Annotated in this window: 15 protein-coding genes; 8 read left to right on the top strand and 7 right to left on the bottom strand. The window is 47.5% G+C overall.

The genetic code is table 11. From position 1 onward, the window contains the following. Nucleotides 1–3 precede the first annotated feature (3 nt). On the top strand, nt 4–231 hold the full coding sequence (locus ICV89_RS09075; RefSeq protein ID WP_215310385.1) for a sulfurtransferase TusA family protein: 228 nt from the start codon (nt 4–6) through the stop codon (nt 229–231). A gap of 89 nt (nt 232–320) precedes the next feature. Here ICV89_RS09075 and galU read toward each other — a convergent pair whose 3' ends face one another. Together galU and ICV89_RS09065 are read right to left on the bottom strand one after the other, a co-directional pair. Then, nucleotides 321–1,205 carry a UTP--glucose-1-phosphate uridylyltransferase GalU gene (gene galU, locus ICV89_RS09070; RefSeq protein WP_215308341.1) on the bottom strand — a complete coding sequence of 295 codons (885 nt, stop codon included), beginning with the start codon at nt 1,203–1,205 and terminating at the stop codon, nt 321–323. A gap of 27 nt (nt 1,206–1,232) precedes the next feature. Further along, nucleotides 1,233–4,133, bottom strand: coding sequence for a valine--tRNA ligase (locus ICV89_RS09065; protein ID WP_215308340.1), 2,901 nt, complete (start codon nt 4,131–4,133; stop codon nt 1,233–1,235). 24 nt (nt 4,134–4,157) lie between these two features. Between ICV89_RS09065 and ICV89_RS09060 the strand changes: the two genes are divergently transcribed. After that, a complete protein-coding gene (locus ICV89_RS09060; RefSeq protein WP_215308339.1) occupies nt 4,158–6,509 on the top strand; it encodes a UvrD-helicase domain-containing protein in 2,352 nt (783 codons plus the stop codon). Here ICV89_RS09060 and ICV89_RS09055 read toward each other — a convergent pair. The 3 genes from ICV89_RS09055 to ICV89_RS09045 are packed head-to-tail and all read right to left on the bottom strand — an operon-like array spanning nt 6,506 to nt 8,679. Further along, nucleotides 6,506–7,288, bottom strand: a complete 783-nt coding sequence (locus ICV89_RS09055; protein ID WP_215308338.1) for a BPSS1780 family membrane protein — start codon at nt 7,286–7,288, stop codon at nt 6,506–6,508. The two genes, ICV89_RS09060 and ICV89_RS09055, sit on opposite strands and share 4 nt — an antisense overlap. Continuing rightward, entirely contained in the window at nt 7,285–8,262 is a 978-nt protein-coding gene (locus ICV89_RS09050; protein WP_215308337.1) for a homoserine kinase, read from the bottom strand. Before ICV89_RS09050 ends, ICV89_RS09055 begins: the two co-directional genes overlap by 4 nt. 9 nt (nt 8,263–8,271) lie before the next feature. Beyond that, complete coding sequence (locus ICV89_RS09045) at nt 8,272–8,679, bottom strand: hypothetical protein (RefSeq protein WP_251370828.1); 408 nt, start codon at nt 8,677–8,679, stop codon at nt 8,272–8,274. A gap of 81 nt (nt 8,680–8,760) precedes the next feature. Between ICV89_RS09045 and polA the strand changes: the two genes are divergently transcribed. From polA to ICV89_RS09030, 3 genes are read left to right on the top strand one after another with little or no spacing between them, the layout of a single operon-like run. Then, nucleotides 8,761–11,586, top strand: a complete 2,826-nt coding sequence (gene polA / locus ICV89_RS09040) for a DNA polymerase I (protein WP_215308336.1) — start codon at nt 8,761–8,763, stop codon at nt 11,584–11,586. Between the two features lie 16 nt (nt 11,587–11,602). Next, nucleotides 11,603–12,499, top strand: a complete 897-nt coding sequence (locus ICV89_RS09035; protein ID WP_215308335.1) for a dienelactone hydrolase family protein — start codon at nt 11,603–11,605, stop codon at nt 12,497–12,499. Nucleotides 12,500–12,504: 5 nt separating this feature from the next. Continuing rightward, nucleotides 12,505–13,278 (top strand): ZIP family metal transporter, encoded by a 774-nt coding sequence (locus tag ICV89_RS09030; RefSeq protein WP_215308334.1) that lies wholly within the window; start codon nt 12,505–12,507, stop codon nt 13,276–13,278. Here the strand turns inward: ICV89_RS09030 and ICV89_RS09025 are convergent. Together ICV89_RS09025 and ICV89_RS09020 are read right to left on the bottom strand one after the other, a co-directional pair. Then, the gene (locus tag ICV89_RS09025; RefSeq protein ID WP_215308333.1) at nt 13,275–14,105 is read right to left on the bottom strand and encodes a sulfurtransferase; all 831 of its coding nucleotides are present in this window, start codon (nt 14,103–14,105) and stop codon (nt 13,275–13,277) included. The two genes, ICV89_RS09030 and ICV89_RS09025, sit on opposite strands and share 4 nt — an antisense overlap. Before the next feature lie 38 nt (nt 14,106–14,143). Beyond that, nucleotides 14,144–15,250 carry an aromatic ring-hydroxylating dioxygenase subunit alpha gene (locus ICV89_RS09020; protein WP_215308332.1) on the bottom strand — a complete coding sequence of 369 codons (1,107 nt, stop codon included), beginning with the start codon at nt 15,248–15,250 and terminating at the stop codon, nt 14,144–14,146. Between the two features lie 162 nt (nt 15,251–15,412). On the opposite strand from ICV89_RS09020, the gene xseB reads away from it, so the two are divergent. Genes xseB through dxs form a run of 3 tightly spaced genes read left to right on the top strand, consistent with a single transcriptional unit; the run spans nt 15,413 to nt 18,491 of the window. Next, a complete protein-coding gene (gene xseB, locus ICV89_RS09015) occupies nt 15,413–15,646 on the top strand; it encodes an exodeoxyribonuclease VII small subunit (protein WP_215308331.1) in 234 nt (77 codons plus the stop codon). Between the two features lie 21 nt (nt 15,647–15,667). Continuing rightward, on the top strand, nt 15,668–16,570 hold the full coding sequence (locus tag ICV89_RS09010; RefSeq protein ID WP_215308330.1) for a polyprenyl synthetase family protein: 903 nt from the start codon (nt 15,668–15,670) through the stop codon (nt 16,568–16,570). A gap of 16 nt (nt 16,571–16,586) precedes the next feature. After that, the gene (dxs, locus tag ICV89_RS09005) at nt 16,587–18,491 is read left to right on the top strand and encodes a 1-deoxy-D-xylulose-5-phosphate synthase (RefSeq protein ID WP_215308329.1); all 1,905 of its coding nucleotides are present in this window, start codon (nt 16,587–16,589) and stop codon (nt 18,489–18,491) included. Nucleotides 18,492–18,496 lie beyond the last annotated feature (5 nt).

Below are 18,496 nucleotides of genomic sequence, written 5' to 3'. Positions count from 1 at the left end.
GTCATCGAATTTAATCTTGAGGTTGATGCGATTGGCATGAACTGCCCTCTCCCAATCTTGCGCACCAAGAAAGCTTTAGCGACTATGCAATCAGGCGAAGTACTGAAAGTAAAGGCCACGGATGCTGGTGCTGCGCATGACTTTCCTGCGTTTGCTAAGCAGACCGGTAATGAGCTGCTCTCTAGCACTGCAGAGGGTGATGTTTTGGTTTTCTTTCTCAAGAGAAGATAGAGCGTACTCAAGCTCTCAGCACCAAAGAAAAAGGCAGGGAGTGTTTCTGCCTTTTTTGCTTTTCTCCTATTCGAGATCAATGATAAGGTCTAGGTTAAAGAGCGGCTCTTTAAATAAGCTGCAAACTCAGTGCTGACTTCTGGGTGACGTAAAGCAAATTCTACTGAAGCCTTGAGGTAGCCAAGCTTGCTACCGCAGTCATAACGTACGCCATCGTATTCATAAGCAAATACGGGCTCTTCCTTGAGTAGTGAGGCAATCGCATCTGTGAGTTGAATTTCACCGCCAGCACCGGGCTTGAGATTACGAATGTGATTAAAGATATCTGAAGAGAGAACATAGCGACCCACTACCGCTAAGTTGGACGGTGCATCCTTGGGCTGTGGCTTTTCCACAATGCCATTCAAGCGATAAATACCTTTGGATGCTTCTGCTCCGGAAATAATGCCGTAAGAGCTACTTTTAGAGGGATCAATCTTCTCCACCGCTAAGACGGAGCCATTTTGCTCATCAAATACTTTGAGCATTTGCTTGAGCACTGGTGGCTGGCCATCGAGTAAGTCATCCGCCAGGATGATGGCAAAAGGCTCATCACGTACGAGCTTTTCTGCACATAAAACTGCGTGACCTAAGCCCAATGCCTCTGGTTGGCGGACATAGACGCAATCCACATGGCTAGGTTTAACGCTACGAACAATCTCCAGTAAAGCAGTTTTATTCTTGGCTTCGAGCTCAGCTTCTAATTCATAGGCTTTATCAAAGTGGTCCTCAATCGCACGCTTACTACGACCAGTTACAAAAATCATTTCGGTAATGCCAGCAGCAATGGCTTCCTCAACCGCATACTGAATGAGCGGTTTATCCACCACATTGAGCATCTCTTTCGGGCTAGCCTTGGTAGCTGGCAAGAAGCGTGTGCCTAAACCTGCAACAGGGAAGACGGCTTTGGTAACGGCTTTAGTGCTTAATGGCATGATGTTTCCGATCGTTTTATCGCTGCTTTATTTCAGTCGCTCTAATTGTGCAACAAGCTTTTCGTGGTTTTGCTCAAACCCAGCAAGGCGTTGCTTTTCTTGCGCTACCACCTCTTCTGGGGCACGAGCTACAAAGCTTTCATTGCCAAGTTTGCTGCGTGCTTTGGTGATCTCATTAGCTAGGCGCTCAATTTCTTTACCCAAACGAATTCTTTCGGCCGCTACGTCTACCTCAATTTTGAGTAGTAGCTTGAGATTACCCACTAGGGCCATCGGCGCACCTGGAGCATCTTTCTCTAAAGCGGACTCGTCATCATAGATCTTGACTTCAGATAGCTTGGCTAAAGCAGTCAGGTACGGACTTGCCTTTTTCAAGAAATCTTGCGGCCCACTAATCCAGAGGGGTACCTTGAGTGCAGGAGAAACTTGCATCTCGCCACGTAGATTGCGGCAAGCATCCACAATCGATTTAATTTGAGCTACCCAAGCTTCGCTTTGCTCATCAATCTTATCGAGTTGAGCAACGGGATAGGGTTGCAGCGCAATGGTTTGCTTATCGTGCTTAGCTAGCTCTTTACCAACCTTCGGCCCAACGGTTTGCCAGAGGGTTTCGGTGATGAATGGGATCAGTGGATGAGCCATACGCAAGATGGTTTCTAAAACGCGCAGCAGCGTGCGACGAGTGGCGCGTTGTTGTGCAGGCGTTCCAGTCTGGAGCTGCACCTTGGCTAATTCTAAATACCAATCGCAGTATTCATCCCAGACAAATTGGTAAATGCTTGTAGCAATGTTGTCAAAGCGATAGTTTTGGAAGCCTTTAGCAACATCAGCTTCGGTTCTTTGTAATATAGAAACAATCCAACGATCCGCCGGAGAGAAGTCAAGCTGTCCTTCTGGGCCACATTGGCTGTCACACGGTGCAAAGCCATTATCCTCATCGTTGCCGGGGCAGTTCATGAGCACAAAGCGAGTGGCGTTCCAGAGCTTGTTGCAGAAGTTGCGATAACCTTCGCAGCGTTTCTGATCAAAATTAATATTTCGACCAAGTGATGCGAGTGAGGCGAAGGTAAAGCGAAGGGCATCTGTACCAAATGCAGGAATGCCCTCCGGAAACTCTTTCTTGGTTTTCTTACCAATGCTTTCAGCTTGCTTAGGATTCATTAAGCCGGTAGTGCGCTTAGCAACTAGATCTTCAATCTTGATGCCGTCAATCAAATCGATTGGATCCAAAGTATTTCCTTTGGACTTACTCATTTTCTGACCTTCAGCATCACGGACTAAGCCATGCACGTACACGGTATGGAAAGGCACCTTGCCAGTAAAGTGGCAAGTCATCATGACCATTCTGGCTACCCAGAAGAAGATGATGTCAAAGCCGGTTACCAACACTGAAGAAGGTAAGAAGTGATTTAGGGCTGGCGTTTCTTCTGGCCAGCCTAGCGAGCTAAATGGCACCAGCGCTGAGCTAAACCAGGTATCTAAGACATCAGGGTCGCGATTGAGTTGACCGGCGTAACCCGCAGTAGCAGCTTTAGCTTTAGCCTCTTCTTCGGAGCGCGCTACAAAGATCTGTCCATCATCGCCATACCAAGCAGGGATTTGATGCCCCCACCAGAGTTGTCGAGAGATGCACCAGTCTTGAATATTTTCCAACCACTGAGAGTAGGTGCTGATCCAGTTTTCTGGAACTAGCTTGATGTCACCATTTTTTACTGCATCTAGCGCAGCGCCAGCAATAGAAGAGCCTGGTTGATATTGGTTATCTGGACTTGGTTTGGAAACTGCGACAAACCACTGGTCAGTGAGCATCGGCTCAATAATAGTTTGGGTGCGATCACCACGTGGCACCATTAATTTATGTGGCTGTACTTTTTCTAATAAACCAGCTGCATCTAAATCGGCAACGATTTGTTTGCGGGCAGCAAAGCGCTCAAGACCTTGATAAACCGCAGGTGCATTCTCATTAATCTTGGCATCGAGAGTCAAGATATTGATGAGTGGCAATTGATGACGTTGTCCAACGGCATAGTCGTTGAAGTCATGCGCAGGCGTTACTTTAACCACACCAGTGCCAAAAGCTAAATCAACATAGTCGTCCGCAATAATCGGAATCTCACGCTGACATAGCGGTAGCTGTACTGATTTACCGATGAGGTGTTTGTAGCGCTCGTCCTCTGGGTTGACCATGACGGCAACGTCGCCCAGCAAGGTCTCCGGACGTGTGGTGGCAACGGTCAGGTGTCCGGAGCCATCTGCTAATGGATAGCGGATGTGCCACATCGAGCCATCTTCTTCCTCGCTCACTACCTCTAGATCTGAAACAGCAGTACCGAGTACTGGATCCCAGTTCACTAAACGTTTACCGCGATAAATTAATCCTTGTTCATGTAGGCGAACGAATACCTCAACAACTGCTTTGGACATCTTGCTGTCCATCGTGAAATATTCTTTACCCCAATCAATTGAGGCACCCAAGCGACGAATTTGACGGGTAATCGTGTTGCCAGAAGTTTCTTTCCACTCCCACACCTTTTCCAAGAATTTCTCACGACCTAAATCATGGCGAGAAATCTTCTGTGCATCGAGTTGACGCTCAACGACAATTTGCGTAGCGATACCAGCATGATCTGTACCTGGAACCCACAAGGTATTTTTGCCAGACATGCGCGCATGGCGCACTAAACCATCCATGATGGTTTGATTAAACGCGTGACCCATGTGTAAGGTGCCTGTCACATTTGGTGGCGGCAACTGAATTGAGAAATCTCCCTTGCCCTCATCTAGAGTGGCGTCGGCAATGCCTCGGCGTTCCCATTCCGGACCCCAATAAGCTTCAATTGGGGCGGGTTCATAGGATTTAGCTAGTTCGTCTAAAGAACTAGTTAATGGGGAGTCGGGTGAATTAGGGGTATTCGAAGCATTTGGCATAAGAGGCAAATTATAATTGGGGCGATGTACTCAGACCTACTCGCAAACCTTAATCCAGAACAACGCGAGGCAGTGACCCTCCCGCCGGTAAATGAAAATGGCCAGGCCCAGTCAGCCCTGATCTTGGCTGGTGCTGGCAGTGGAAAAACCCGCGTTCTGACGACCCGTATAGCTTGGTTGATCCAAACAGGCCAGGTTTCACCCATTGGCGTCCTAGCGGTGACTTTTACCAATAAGGCAGCTAAAGAGATGATGTTGCGTTTAAGCGCGATGTTGCCCATTAACACCCGAGGCATGTGGATCGGCACTTTTCATGGCCTTTGCAACCGTTTATTGCGTGCACATCACAAAGAAGCAGGCTTGCCATCCACTTTTCAGATTTTGGATACCCAAGATCAGCTTTCTGCCATTAAGCGGCTTTTGAAGGGCTTAAAGGTCGATGATGAGAAATATCCCCCAAAGCAGTTGCAATACTTTATTGCCCACGCCAAAGAGCGTGGTCAGCGTGCAAAAGAGTTATCCGCAGGGGATGACTTTCAGGCCAAGATGGCGCAGTTGTATGAGGCTTACGACGAGCAGTGTCAGCGTGAAGGCGTAGTCGACTTTGCTGAACTCTTGTTACGCAGTTATGAATTGCTCAAACATAACGAGGCTATTCGGACACATTATCAAGAGCGCTTCCGTCATATTTTGATTGATGAGTTTCAAGACACCAATGCCTTGCAATACGCTTGGCTCAAATTACTCTCTGGTCACGATGCTAGTCGTATCAATGTCAGCGGCATGGGAAGTAGTGCGGTTTTTGCAGTAGGTGATGATGATCAAAGTATTTATGCTTTCCGCGGCGCGGATGTAGAGAACATGCGTCTGTATGAAAAGCAATATCACCCGATGATGGTCAAGCTTGAACAAAACTATCGCTCACATGGCCATATCTTAGATACAGCCAATTACCTCATTTCTAATAATACGGATCGTCTAGGTAAGAACTTGCGTACCGATGCAGGTCATGGTGAGCCCGTTCGCATCTATGATGCGCCGAGTGATCATGCTGAAGCTGCATGGCTAGTAGATGAAATTAAAGCCCTGGTTAATAGCGGTATTAAGCGTACTGAAATTGCCTTGCTTTATAGAAGTAATGCTCAATCACGCATTATTGAGCACGCTTTATTTTCTGCGGCGATTCCGTATCGTGTGTATGGTGGATTACGCTTCTTCGAGCGCGCGGAGATTAAACATGCCTTAGCCTATTTACGTTTACTAGAAAATCCAAATGACGACACCTCCTTCTCTCGTGTCGTCAACTTCCCGACACGCGGTATTGGGGCGAGATCGATTGAGGCTGTCCAAGATGCAGCTCGTGCACAAAATAGTTCTTTGTATTTGGCAGCATCGACATTAGACGGCAAAGCTGGTGCCTCCTTGAGTGGCTTCGTGCGCTTGGTAGACCATATGCGTGAGGCCACTCGTCACAACACATTGCCTGAGACAGTGGAATTCGTGATTCAAAATAGCGGTCTGATTCAGCACTATCTCTCAGAACGCGAAGGTCAAGACCGTGTAGAAAACTTGCAAGAATTAATTAATGCTGCAACCGCATTTATTGCGGAAGAAGGTTATGGCCAAGATGCAGCGGCCGCCACACTGCCGGGTGAGAATACGCCTGGCGTAGTGGATGTATCACCATTGGCTGCATTTCTCTCGCACGCCTCATTGGAGGCTGGTGATAATCAAGCTCAGGCAGGTCAAGATGCTGTGCAGTTGATGACGGTGCACTCTGCTAAAGGCTTGGAGTTCACCTCAGTATTTATTACTGGCTTGGAAGAGGGATTATTCCCTCATGAGAACAGCATTAATGAGCAGCATGGTTTGGAAGAAGAGCGACGTTTAATGTATGTGGCAATTACTCGCGCAAAAGAACGTCTCTATCTCTCTCATACGCAGTCACGAATGTTGCATGGTCAAGTTCGCTACAACATGCCATCGCGCTTCTTGGAAGAGTTGCCATCTGATTCGCTGAAGTGGCTCACTCCAAAAGTGAAGGATGCGCGTTGGGGTGGGGCTAGTAATGGCTATACACGTCAGCGCGAGTTTGGATCGAATGATTTCTTTGACACTGGTAACGAGCGTGAGCGACCTGCAAGGCAAATTGGTCGAGTAGGCTCTGCCTCAACCGCCGTTACCAGAATGGCCTCACCACCACGAGGAAATTACCCATTTACGATCGGGCAAAATGTGTTTCACACCAAGTTTGGTGAAGGGCGCATTACGGGCTTAGAGGGTAATGATGCTGATGCGCGCGCTCAGGTAAATTTCAAGCGCCATGGTGTGAAATGGCTGCAGCTTAGTATTGCTAAGCTTGCAGCGATAGATTAGGCGATTAAACTAGCTGATTCTTTTTCAGCAAAGCATGCTTTCCATGTGGCGAAGAAAGAGCAGTGCATCACAGTCAGCCCTGCCATGGAAATAGGGGCGATGATGAATGATGCGGCTTGACCTAAGTCGAGAGCATCAAAGATAGAGCCAATTGTCAAAGGAATGGCGATTAAGATCGCACCCCAAATTGCGAGATATAAACAGAATGCGCCTCGATTGGTCCAGCAAGCAACAGCGCTGGAAAAAAGCGCTTGTGCTATGGGCATATCAGACCAAGCAACGAGTACGGGAGAAAACCACATCAACATTGCCACTGGCACATAAAGAAGTCCACCAAAAAAGAGAATCAGATAAATCTGATTGATAACTTCTGGAGTAATGGGCTTGTCGTTAGTCATTAGTGGAATGAGCAACTCAAAATCTACCAACATACTTAAGATAAAGCTGAGGGCCAGAATAAGCGCGGCATAGACCAAACCTAATTGGAGAATGCGTTTACGAACCATGGGGGTGGATTGCAGTGCAATCACGTATACCGAGGGCCGAATACGCTCTTTTTGAATTGCTAGGCGACAGGCAGTCATAAAGCCAACTGACAAAGTGGGCGTGAGCAATAAGACGGCAAAAATCCCTATCACGGGTACAAGTACCGCAAGTTGCGCCAAAAATATGTACATGAATACCAGCATCAAAAAACCCAAAGGATTTTGTTTGAAAAGCCAAATACCTTGACGTATCCAGGTGTAACCCTCTTTTGGGGCGACGGAATTGAGTTTCATATTACCTTGCGACTTAAGAGAATATTTTCGAAATGACGAGGGTTATGTGGGGTGAGCATTTGCGCATCACGTGGTAAATAAAAATCCCACAGGCGGGAGATCCAAAAACGCAGAGCTGCAGCGCGCAACATGAGTGGCCAACTTGTTTGTTCTTCAGTGGTGAGTGGTCGAATTGATTGATAGGCATCCATTAGCGCCTTAAGACGAGCAGGATCTAAATCTTGCTTATTGTCAGCAAGACACCAGTCATTTGCAGTAACTGCTAAATCAAATAACCACTTATCTGTTCCAGCGAAATAAAAGTCGAAGAAACCGCCAAGCTGATCTTGAGAGCTATCACCTGTGCCTTGAGGATCAAATAGCACGTTATCTCTAAAGAGATCGCAATGACTTGCTCCTTGTGGCAGTGATTTATAGGCTTCAGAGCTAAAGAATTGCTCTTGGGTTAAGAGCTCGCTAGTCAGTAACTCTTTTTGTGTGTCACTCAAGTGTGACAACACTTGTGGAACTGTTTTTTGCCACCAAGAAAGACTGCGAAGATTCTCTTGAGTTTGCTTAAAGTCGCTGCTGGCTAAATGCATTTTGGCTAAAGACTCTCCAACCAAGGCGCAATGCTTAGCTTCGGGCGCAAGCCTAGAAAGGCCGGGAAGCTTGCTCACAATTGCTGCAGGCTTACCTTTGAGATTAAATAAAATTTGCCCCCGCTTATTTTCAAGCGGCTTAGGTACTGGAATATTTTTATTGGCCAAGTGGCGCATCAGCTCTAGGTAGTAAGGAAGCTGCTCTGCAGAGAGTCTTTCAAAAATAGTCAGAACATATTCTTGTTTCTTGCCATCTTTCTCGGTGTCGAGAAAGAAATTGGAATTCTCAATACCTCCATGAATTCCACGAATATCGATGGCCTGCCCGATATCAAAGTCGCTTGAGATCCAAGCGGAGATATCGCTTAGTTCAATAGGGGTGAAGACGGCCATGAATAAAGATTAAAAAGGAATGCTGATGCTCGGTACGCTGATCAGGTCAGTTTCTTTTGGTATGCCAGGCATCACTGTTGCCGGGGGCGCCATTTCGTAGCTGGTATAGCGTGTCTTAACGTCCACCTGGGTGGGTGCATTGGTATCTTTGTATTCGGTAATTTCAGTGCCAGTAGCTTCTTTGTGTTGAAAGCTCGGTTTACGACCTTCAGGTGCGCTGGTTGCTTGAGAGGCGCTCACTGCGGGTGCTAAAGGCTGACTATTGATACGCTGCAACTCGGAGGGGCTCAGAGCTTGAGAATTGTTTTGGGCGTGTGCAAAATTCTGGCCAAAAGAGGCAGAAGCCACAAAAAAGCTTGTCAGAACAAGGGTTTGGCTCAAAGAAGAGTGGAGTAAGTTAGTTAGAGCGTGCATCATTTTTCACCTTTTTAGGCCTCTTTTCAGGTGGATTTGAACCTGATCTGTAGGCAGTTAGCAACTAGATTGTACGATTGCGGTATGACTAAACATAGACTCTTGTTGGTAGACGGCTCTAGCTACCTCTATCGCGCCTTCCATGCCATGCCAGACCTTAGAAATGGGGTAGGCGACCCAACTGGGGCCATCTATGGAATGGTGAATATGATGCGCCGAGCTCGCTCGGAACTCAAGGCTGACCACATTGCTTGTGTTTTCGACGCTAAAGGTAAGACTTTCCGGGACGAAATGTATCCTGAGTACAAAGCACATCGCTCGCCCATGCCTGAAGATTTAGTCAAGCAGATTGAGCCGATCCATGCCATGGTGAAGGCTTTGGGTTGGCCGGTATTAATGGTTTCTGGGGTTGAGGCCGATGATGTGATTGCCACCTTAGCTAGCCAAGCAACCCAAGCTGGCTGGGAAACGATTATTTCTACTGGCGATAAAGATTTGGCTCAGCTAGTGAACGCTTCTGTCACCTTAATTAATACGATGACCAATGAGAAGTTGGATATCAATGGCGTCATTGAAAAATTCGGAGTGCCTCCAGAGCGCATCGTAGATTACCTTTCCATCATTGGTGATGCGGTTGACAACGTACCAGGCGTTCCTAAAGCCGGCCCCAAAACTGCAAACAAATGGTTGGCTGAGTTTGGTGACTTAGATAACCTGATGGCAAATGCTGACCAAGTGAAGGGTGTTGTTGGCGAGAACTTGCGAAATAGTTTGGAGTGGCTGCCGCAAGCACGTCAGCTCATTACGGTCAAAACCGATTGCGATTTATCTCCACATCTTCCGGGTTTAGATGACCTGCATGCAAAACCAGAAGATGCGCCGCTTTTGCGTGAGTTGTTTGAGCGCTACGCTTTTAAGACTTGGTTACGTGACGTTGAGAAGCAATTGGGTGGAGCGGTTCTTGAGGCCAATAGCGACTTTGATTTAGCCGGTAGTCCCATTAAAAATGCTGCTGAAGGGAATGTAAAAGGCACAACCAAGAAATTTGGCCCCACTGCTACAGAAGCGACCACTGCCTTATCTCAAGAAACGACGGATTTGCAAGGTGCGATTGCAAAACACTATGAGTGTGTAGTTGATGAAGTGACGCTAGATCATTGGATTAAAAAAATTCAAGGAGCTGCTCTTACGGCGGTGGATACCGAAACCACTAGCATAGATGCTCTATCTGCTGAGCTTGTTGGCATCTCGCTTTGCATCACTCCTGGAGAGGCATGTTACATACCAGTAGCGCATCGCAATGGAGAAGCTCAGCTTAGCCGCGAACTGGTGTTGGCGCGCATGAAGCCTTGGCTAGAAAGCGCTACCAATCTAAAGGTAGGGCAAAACCTCAAGTACGACAGTCACATCTTTGCGAACTACGGCATTGCTTTGCAAGGCATTACTTTTGACACTATGTTGGAATCTTATGTACTCGAATCGCATATGCCACACAATATGGATAACTTAGCTGAGCGACATCTCGGCATGAAGACCATTAAGTATGAAGAGGTATGTGGAAAGGGTGTGCATCAGATTGGCTTTGATCAAGTCGACCTGAAGATCGCTACCGACTACGCGGCAGAAGATGCTGACATTACCTTACGATTGCATCAAGTATTGTGGCCACAAATTCAGGCAAGCCCTGGTCTCCTGTATGTTTATGAAAATATAGAGATGCCAGCAATGCGGGTCTTGGGCGTTATGGAGCGCAATGGAATTCGGATTGACTCTGCCTTGCTAGCTCAGCAAGGTCAAGAGGTCGGCAAACGTTTGCTTGCTTTAGAGGGCGAGATTCATAAGTTAGCTGGGCAGCCTTTTAATATTCAGTCCCCCAAGCAGATCGCAGAGATTTTATTTGGACAGTTAGAGCTTCCCGTAATTAAAAAGACGCCATCCGGTGCGCCATCGACTGATGAGGAGGTGTTGCAGAAGTTGGCAGAAGACTATCCCTTGCCTGCGCGTATCTTGGATTATCGTAGTCTCGCTAAGTTGATGTCGACCTACATCGAGAAGCTCCCGCGTATGGCAGACTCTAAAACAGGACGAGTACATACGAGTTTTTCTCAGGCGACTGCGGTGACGGGGCGTTTGGCTTCAAGTGATCCGAACTTGCAAAATATTCCTGTACGCACGGAAGAGGGTCGTCGAATTCGAGAGGCGTTCATTCCGGCCGAGGGTTGTAAGTTGCTTTCCGCCGACTATTCACAAATTGAATTACGCATCATGGCGCACATTGCTGAGGATGAAAACTTATTAGCTGCATTCGCTGCAGGTAAAGACGTACACCAAGCTACAGCTGCCGAGATCTTTGGGGTGCCCCTGGAAAGTGTGACATCCGAGCAGCGTCGCTATGCCAAGGTCATTAACTTTGGCTTAATTTATGGCATGAGTGCCTTTGGCCTAGCCGGTAATCTTGGTATCGAGCGTTCAGCAGCCCAGAACTATATTGCCAAGTACTTTGATCGCTATCCAGGAGTTGCTCAGTATATGGAGCGAACTCGTTTGGAGGCTAGAGAGAATGGTTATGTTGAAACAGTCTTTGGTAGACGGCTATGGCTCCCAGAAATTAAGGGGAGCGGTCCTCGCCGCCAAGGAGCAGAGCGGGCCGCAATTAATGCGCCAATGCAGGGAACTGCAGCTGATCTGATCAAATTGGCCATGATTGCGGTCGAAAACTGGTTGGAAAAAGAGCAGCTCAAGACTCGCATGTTGCTCCAGGTCCACGATGAGCTGGTATTTGACGTACCACTAGATGAGCTGGCGCTTTTACAAGCAAAACTACCCGATTTAATGTGTAAGGTGGCTGAGCTGAAGGTTCCGCTGGTAGTGGGTATTGGGATTGGCGATAATTGGGAAGAAGCGCACTAAATCAGGAGACTAAGAGATGACAACTAAAAAAGATCAGAGTTCAAAAATGGTGTCTAGCGATAGAAGGGGTTTTATGAAAGCCTCTGCTATTACAGCAACAACCATGGGAATTGGATTTGTAGCCGCTTCTGAGCCAGTCATGGCCGCAGCGATCGAAACGGATTTCACCGGCATTAAAGCAGGCGAGCAAATGATTCCAGTAGGAAGTTTTCAGATGCCTGCTTATGTTTCACGCCCAGAAAAAGCCAAAGGTGCTTTGCCGATTGTGATTGTTGCCAGCGAAATCTTTGGCGTACACGAATACATTGCCGATGTCACGCGACGTTTTGCTAAATTGGGTTACATGGCAATTGCTCCGGAATTCTTTACACGTGCTGGCGATCCGAACACTTACGGCACTATTGCCGAGATTCAAAAAAATATCGTTGCCCCAACTGGTGATACTCAAGTTCTTAATGACTTACAAGCAGCCTTAGTATGGGCCGGCAAGAACGGTGGCAACTTGAAAAAAGTTGGCGTTACTGGATTTTGCTGGGGTGGTCGCATTACTTGGCTATCGGCCACGCTCCCTCAGGTGAAAGCTGGTGTAGCTTGGTATGGCCGCGTCATTGGTGAAAAAACAGAAGGTAATCCGCGCCACCCTGTGGACATTGCCGCTGACCTCAAAGCCCCAGTGCTGGGCTTATATGGTGGTGCTGATACCGGAATATCCTTAGAGAGTGTTGAGCAAATGCGTGAAGCACTTGCAAAAGCAGCCCCCAAAAATCCAGCAGCCAAAGCCTCTCGTTTTGAAATCTATCCTGATGCACCACATGCTTTCCATGCAGACTACCGCGCTACCTATCGCGAAGGTCCTGCAAAAGATGGTTGGGAAAAATGCATTGCCTGGTTTAAACAAAACGGGGTTGCCTAATTTCCATGTCAGTATTGCAAAGCATCTTGTTGGTAACAGCGCTAGCGGGGACTACTAGCGTTCTCGTTGCTGCAAGTTTTTCTTTGTCTTTGCTATCAAAGATGGTTCATAGCATGGTAAGTGTGTCAGTGGGTATTTTGCTAGCCACTGCCTTGCTTCATTCATTGCCCGAAGCCTTCACGATGCCGGGCGTGAACCCGCAGCTGCTATTTGCCACCTTGCTTGCAGGACTTTTAGGCTTTTTCTTGCTCGAGAAAATTTCTTTATTACGTCATAGCCATCATCACGAAGGAGATGGTCATGATCATCACCATGGTCATGATGCGGAAGTCGCGGGTCGTAGTGGCTGGATGATTTTGGTCGGCGATGGCATACACAATTTTGTTGATGGTGTCTTGATTGCCGCCGCGTTCATGGCTGATTACCAGGTGGGTATCTTTACTGCGATTGCCATCATTGCTCACGAGATTCCGCAAGAGATTGGTGATTTCATCGTATTGCTGAACGCTGGATTTACCCGCACTCGTGCTTTGATATACAACTTCATTTGCGGCTTAGCTGCAGTACTAGGTGGTGTATTGGCTTACTTCTTTTTGGAGCGGGCTCATGCGGTAATGCCTTATTTATTGGTCATTGCCTCAAGTAGTTTTATTTATATTGCGGTAAGTGATCTGATTCCACAGATGCACCGGCGCCCACATTGGGCTGAATCTTTGCGTCAAACGATTTTGATTGCCTGCGGCGTTGGCTTGGTAATTCTGCTTTCACTTTTGCATTAAAGGGCTACTGGTCGGCTTGGGTCAGCACACCATTCGCTCCAGCTACCTGCGTATACACGTGAGCCCTTAAGGCCAGCAACTTCCATAGCTAGCAGGTTATGACAAGCCGTAACTCCAGAACCGCACTGATGAATGACTTCAGAAGGTTTGGTTGAGCCTAAAAGATCTACAAAGTCTTTGAAGAGTTGTTCTGGGGCCTTAAAACTCTTTCTGGAAAGATTTTCTCTGAAGCAGTAATTGATTGCGTTGGGGATATGTCCGCCAACCGGATCTAAGGTTTCATTTTGACCATGGAAGCGATCATTTGCACGAGCATCAACAATGACATTCATTTTAGTCTGGAGATTGTGAACAACCTCTTCAACTGTCACTAAGCCAACATAAGGCATGGTGGGTACTGGTGTTGTTGTTGGTGTTGCTTCGCGTGGCAAGGTGCCGATGGGACCATTCCAAGCATCTAGGCCGCCATCTAAGACTTGTACATTGGCGTGGCCAGTGGCTTTGAGCATCCACCATAGGCGACTGGCATAGACAGAGCCCTGATTGTCGTAGGCAATGACTAAAGTGTTGGAGTCAATGCCTAAGCGAGATTTGGTTTGCGCCCAAGCCTGCGGACTGGGTAGCGGATGGCGACCATTTTTACCTGTCTTTTCACCTGATAAATCGTGGTCTAGATCGATATAGAGCGCCCCTGGAATATGACCTTCTAAATAAGACTTGCGACCCGCTAGTGGATCGACTAAATCAAAGCGGCAATCACAGAGCAATACATTCTCACCACTGTTAATAATTTCTTCTAATTGATTTGCAGTAATGAGAGGCGTCATGATGGCTTCCTATAGATAGCGTGATGGGTGTTACTGAATTATGCGCCTTGATAGTTCATGGCTCGACGGTACCATTCATGAAAATGTTGCATGCCGTCTTCCATGGGGCTTTGGTATGGCCCCACTTCATTTTGACCACGGGCTAGTAAGGCGGCGCGACCAGCATCCATGCGCTCTGCAATTTCATCATCCTCAATGCAGGTTTCCATATAGGCTGCGCGTTCTGCTTCTACGAATTCTCGTTCAAAGAGTGCGATTTCTTCTGGGTAATAAAATTCCACCACATTACGTGTTTTATTAGGGCCCAATGGATGTAATGTAGAAACACATAAAACACCTGGGTACCACTCGACCATCACATTGGGATAGTAGGTAAGCCAGATAGCGCCATGTCGTGGTGTCTTGCCTTGATGATGGCGCAACACTGCCTCATGCCACTTTTGATAGATGGGTGAGCCAGGTTTCTCTAAGTTCTTGTGAATACCAACCGTCTGCACGCTGTGCCAGTCACCGAATTCCCAGCGTAAGTCCTCGCAGGAAACAAACTTACCCAAGCCTGGATGAAACGGTACAACGTGATAGTCCTCAAGGTAGACCTCAATAAAAGTCTTCCAGTTGTAATTGCACTCATGGACCTCAACATGGTCTAGAACGTAGCCTTCAAAGTTGAGATCATCAGCTACGCCAAGCTTAGCAAGATCGGTGCGTACATCACGTGGACCCTCAAATAGAAGTCCTTGCCAATTCTGCAAAGGTGATTTACCGAGATTAAGGCAAGGCTTATCTTCAAAATGGGGTGCGCCCATGAGTTGACCGTTTAAATCATAGGTCCAGCGGTGTAAGGGGCAAACAATGTTGTCTGCTCTACCTTTGCCATTGAGCATGAGCGCTTGGCGATGACGGCAGACATTAGAAAGGAGTTCAACGCCCGCTTGGTTTCGGACTAATAAGCGGCCTTCATTCTCGGATATCAAAGTTTGGTAAGAACCAATCTCGGGAACCATGAGTTCGTGACCAACATAGCCTGGGCCCTGCTTAAAAAGCAGTTCAATCTCACGCTGATAGAGATCAACGTCAAAATAGGCCGAAACCGGCAGTTGTAAGTTGGACGGCGCAAGCTGCTGCGCGGTAGCCAGATTAGTCATTCTCCCCACCCCCGAAAACGTCAGCCGAAGCTAAGCGGAATAACCAATCCAACTATCGACGGATCGATATTGGAAAGGAAGGAAGCGATTATACCCATCTGACCCCCATCTCGCTTTAATATATGGGACTACATCTCTTAGAAATTTGAAGGAAATAAGCCAATGCCAGCGAAGAAATCTGAAGATCAGAAGTCCGGTCTTGAGCTACAAATCGACCCTAATTTGCGTTATGAGCAGGCTGTTAAGGAGTTGGAAAAGCTGATTTCTGATATGGAATCAGGCAAATTCTCTTTAGAAGAGACGCTTTTGGCTTATCAACGTGGTGCAGCACTCCTAAAACATTGCCAGGCCATGCTTGCTCAAGTTGAGCAGCAAGTTCGGGTATTCGAGGCTTAAGCTGCCCTAAGACTTTACTTTATGAACAACGTACTTTCATTTGAAGATTGGGTTCGTGCTCATGGGCAGCGAACTGAATTGGCTTTGGATAGTTTGCTCGATAAAGCGAATGCCAATCCCGCACGTTTACATGAGGCTATGCGTTATGCCGCTCAAGGTGGTGGCAAGCGTATTCGCCCCTTGTTGGTTTACGCCGCGGGTGAGTTGGGCGATGATTTCAGTGAAGAGAAAAAACATGCTTTAGATTCTGCTGCGTTTGCAATTGAATGTATTCATGCTTATTCCTTGGTGCATGATGATTTGCCTTGTATGGATGACGATGATTTACGCCGTGGACGTCCTACTGTGCATAAGGCTTATGACGAGGCGACTGCATTATTGGTTGGCGATGCATTGCAGACTCGCGCATTTGAGGTTTTGGCAAATACGCAGTGCGATGCTGAAACGCGCTTGGCAATGATCAGTGCATTGGCTAGCGCATCGGGTTCACGCGGCATGGCCGGTGGTCAGGCGATTGATCTGGAGAGCGTGGGCAAAAAATTAGACCTAGCTGGCTTAAAGCAAATGCATGCCATGAAAACAGGCGCTCTGCTTTCTTGCTCGGTTCAGATGGGTGGTATTGCGGCCAAGTTGAATCCAACTCAAATGCAGCATCTCAAAAACTACTCTGAAGCCTTAGGCTTAGCTTTTCAAATTGTGGATGATGTTTTAGATGCCACTGCAGACAGTCAAACTTTGGGTAAAACCGCAGGAAAAGACGCAGCCAATGACAAGCCGACCTATGTGACCTTGATGGGTTTAGACTATGCCAAGCAAGCAGCGGCAGATTTACAAGAAACGGCGATTGCTAGCTTAGAGGATTTTGGTGCTAAAGCCGAGGCCCTGAAAGATTTGGCTCTATTGGTAGTTAATAGAGGCAAATAAGATTACTAAAGATTTGATGACTTTAAATTCCATCCACTCACCTGCCGAACTAAAAAAACTCTCTCGCGAGCAGCTTCCTGCGCTTGCAGATGAATTACGTCAGTTTGTGTTGGAGTCGGTATCTAAAACGGGCGGACATCTTTCCTCTAACTTAGGTACGGTCGAGTTATCCATCGCCTTACACTATGTATTTGACACACCGCATGATCGGATTGTGTGGGATGTGGGTCATCAAAGTTATCCACACAAAATTTTGACTGGTCGTCGTGAGCGAATGAGTAGCTTGCGCCAGTTGGATGGTTTGTCAGGCTTTCCACGTCGTGCTGAAAGTGAGTACGATGCCTTTGGTACTGGCCACTCTTCAACAAGTATTTCTGCGGCCATGGGTATGGCCCGCGCTTTCCAAACCAAAGGCGAGAGGCAAGTCGCTGTTGCGGTAATTGGCGATAGCGCGATGACTGGCGGCATGGCATTTGAAGCTATGAATAATGCAGGCGTGTATGAGGACCTACCATTGGTGGTCATTCTGAATGACAACGATATGTCGATCTCGCCAGCAGTGGGCGCACTGAATCGACATCTCGCTAGACTATTGAGTGGCAATATTTACTCTGCAACCAAGAAGGGCATCGATAGTGTTTTATCCATTGCACCGCCTTTGCGCGAGTTTGCTAAACGCTTAGAAGATCATGCTAAGGGCATGGTTTCCCCATCCACTATTTTTGAAGAGTTTGGTTTTAACTACTTCGGCCCAATCGATGGCCATGATTTAGACGCGCTTATTCCGATGTTGCAAAATGTTCGGCGCTTAGCGCTTGAGGGGCGCGGTCCCCAGTTCTTGCATGTAGTCACTCGCAAAGGTCAAGGCTATGAGTTAGCTGAAGCAGACCCAGTGCTGTATCACGGCCCAAGTAAATTTAATCCAGAGGAGGGGGTTAGGAAGTCCGCCACTCCTTCTCCAAAAACATTCACTCAAGTTTTTGGTGAATGGCTGTGTGATATGGCGCACGCCGATCCATTATTGATTGGTATTACGCCAGCAATGCGTGAAGGCTCTGGTCTGGTGGAGTTTGAAAAGAATTTTCCCAAACGTTACTACGATGTTGGTATTGCTGAGCAGCATGCAGTGACTTTTGCTGCAGGTATGGCATGTGAAGGTATGAAGCCGGTAGTAGCTATTTACTCAACCTTCCTGCAGCGCGCCTACGATCAACTCATTCATGATGTTGCGATTCAGGATCTGCCGGTGCTGTTTGCTTTGGATCGTGCAGGTTTAGTTGGTGCAGATGGCGCAACCCATGCTGGCGCTTATGACATTCCGTTCTTACGTTGCATTCCGAATATGTTGGTCTTGACACCTGCAGACGAAGCGGAGTGTCGTGATTTATTGACGACTGCATTTCATCAACCACACCCCAGTGCAGTGCGCTATCCACGTGGTGCTGGTGTTGGAGCCACACCTTCCAAAGAATTACGTACCGTGCCATTGGGTAAGGGTGAAATACGTCGTAAGTCAAGCGCGCCTGCCGGTCAGCGGATAGCGATCTTGGCTTTCGGAACTTTGCTCTATCCAGCGCTCGAGGTGGCTGAGCAAATGGATGCCTCGGTTGCGAATATGCGTTTTGTTAAGCCATTGGATCTTGAGCTTCTCAAATCTTTGGTCCAAGACCATGATTATTTTGTGACGATTGAAGATGGTGCGATTCAGGGGGGCGCAGGCAGTGCGTGTTTAGAAGCACTTTCTGCTATGGGGATAAACAAACCCCTTTTGCAATTAGGTCTACCTGATGTATTCGTGGAGCATGGCGATTACAAACTCTTGATGAGTCAGTGTGGCCTGGACGTTGCGGGGATTGCAAAGGCGATTTCCCTGCGTTTTCCGGCTAAAACTGTAGCAAATCCTGTGGCTGTGGGCAAATAAGTCAT

The organism is Polynucleobacter sp. Adler-ghost (assembly GCF_018688495.1).
Classification (GTDB): domain Bacteria; phylum Pseudomonadota; class Gammaproteobacteria; order Burkholderiales; family Burkholderiaceae; genus Polynucleobacter.
This window is presented reverse-complemented; position numbering and strand designations above follow the sequence as displayed.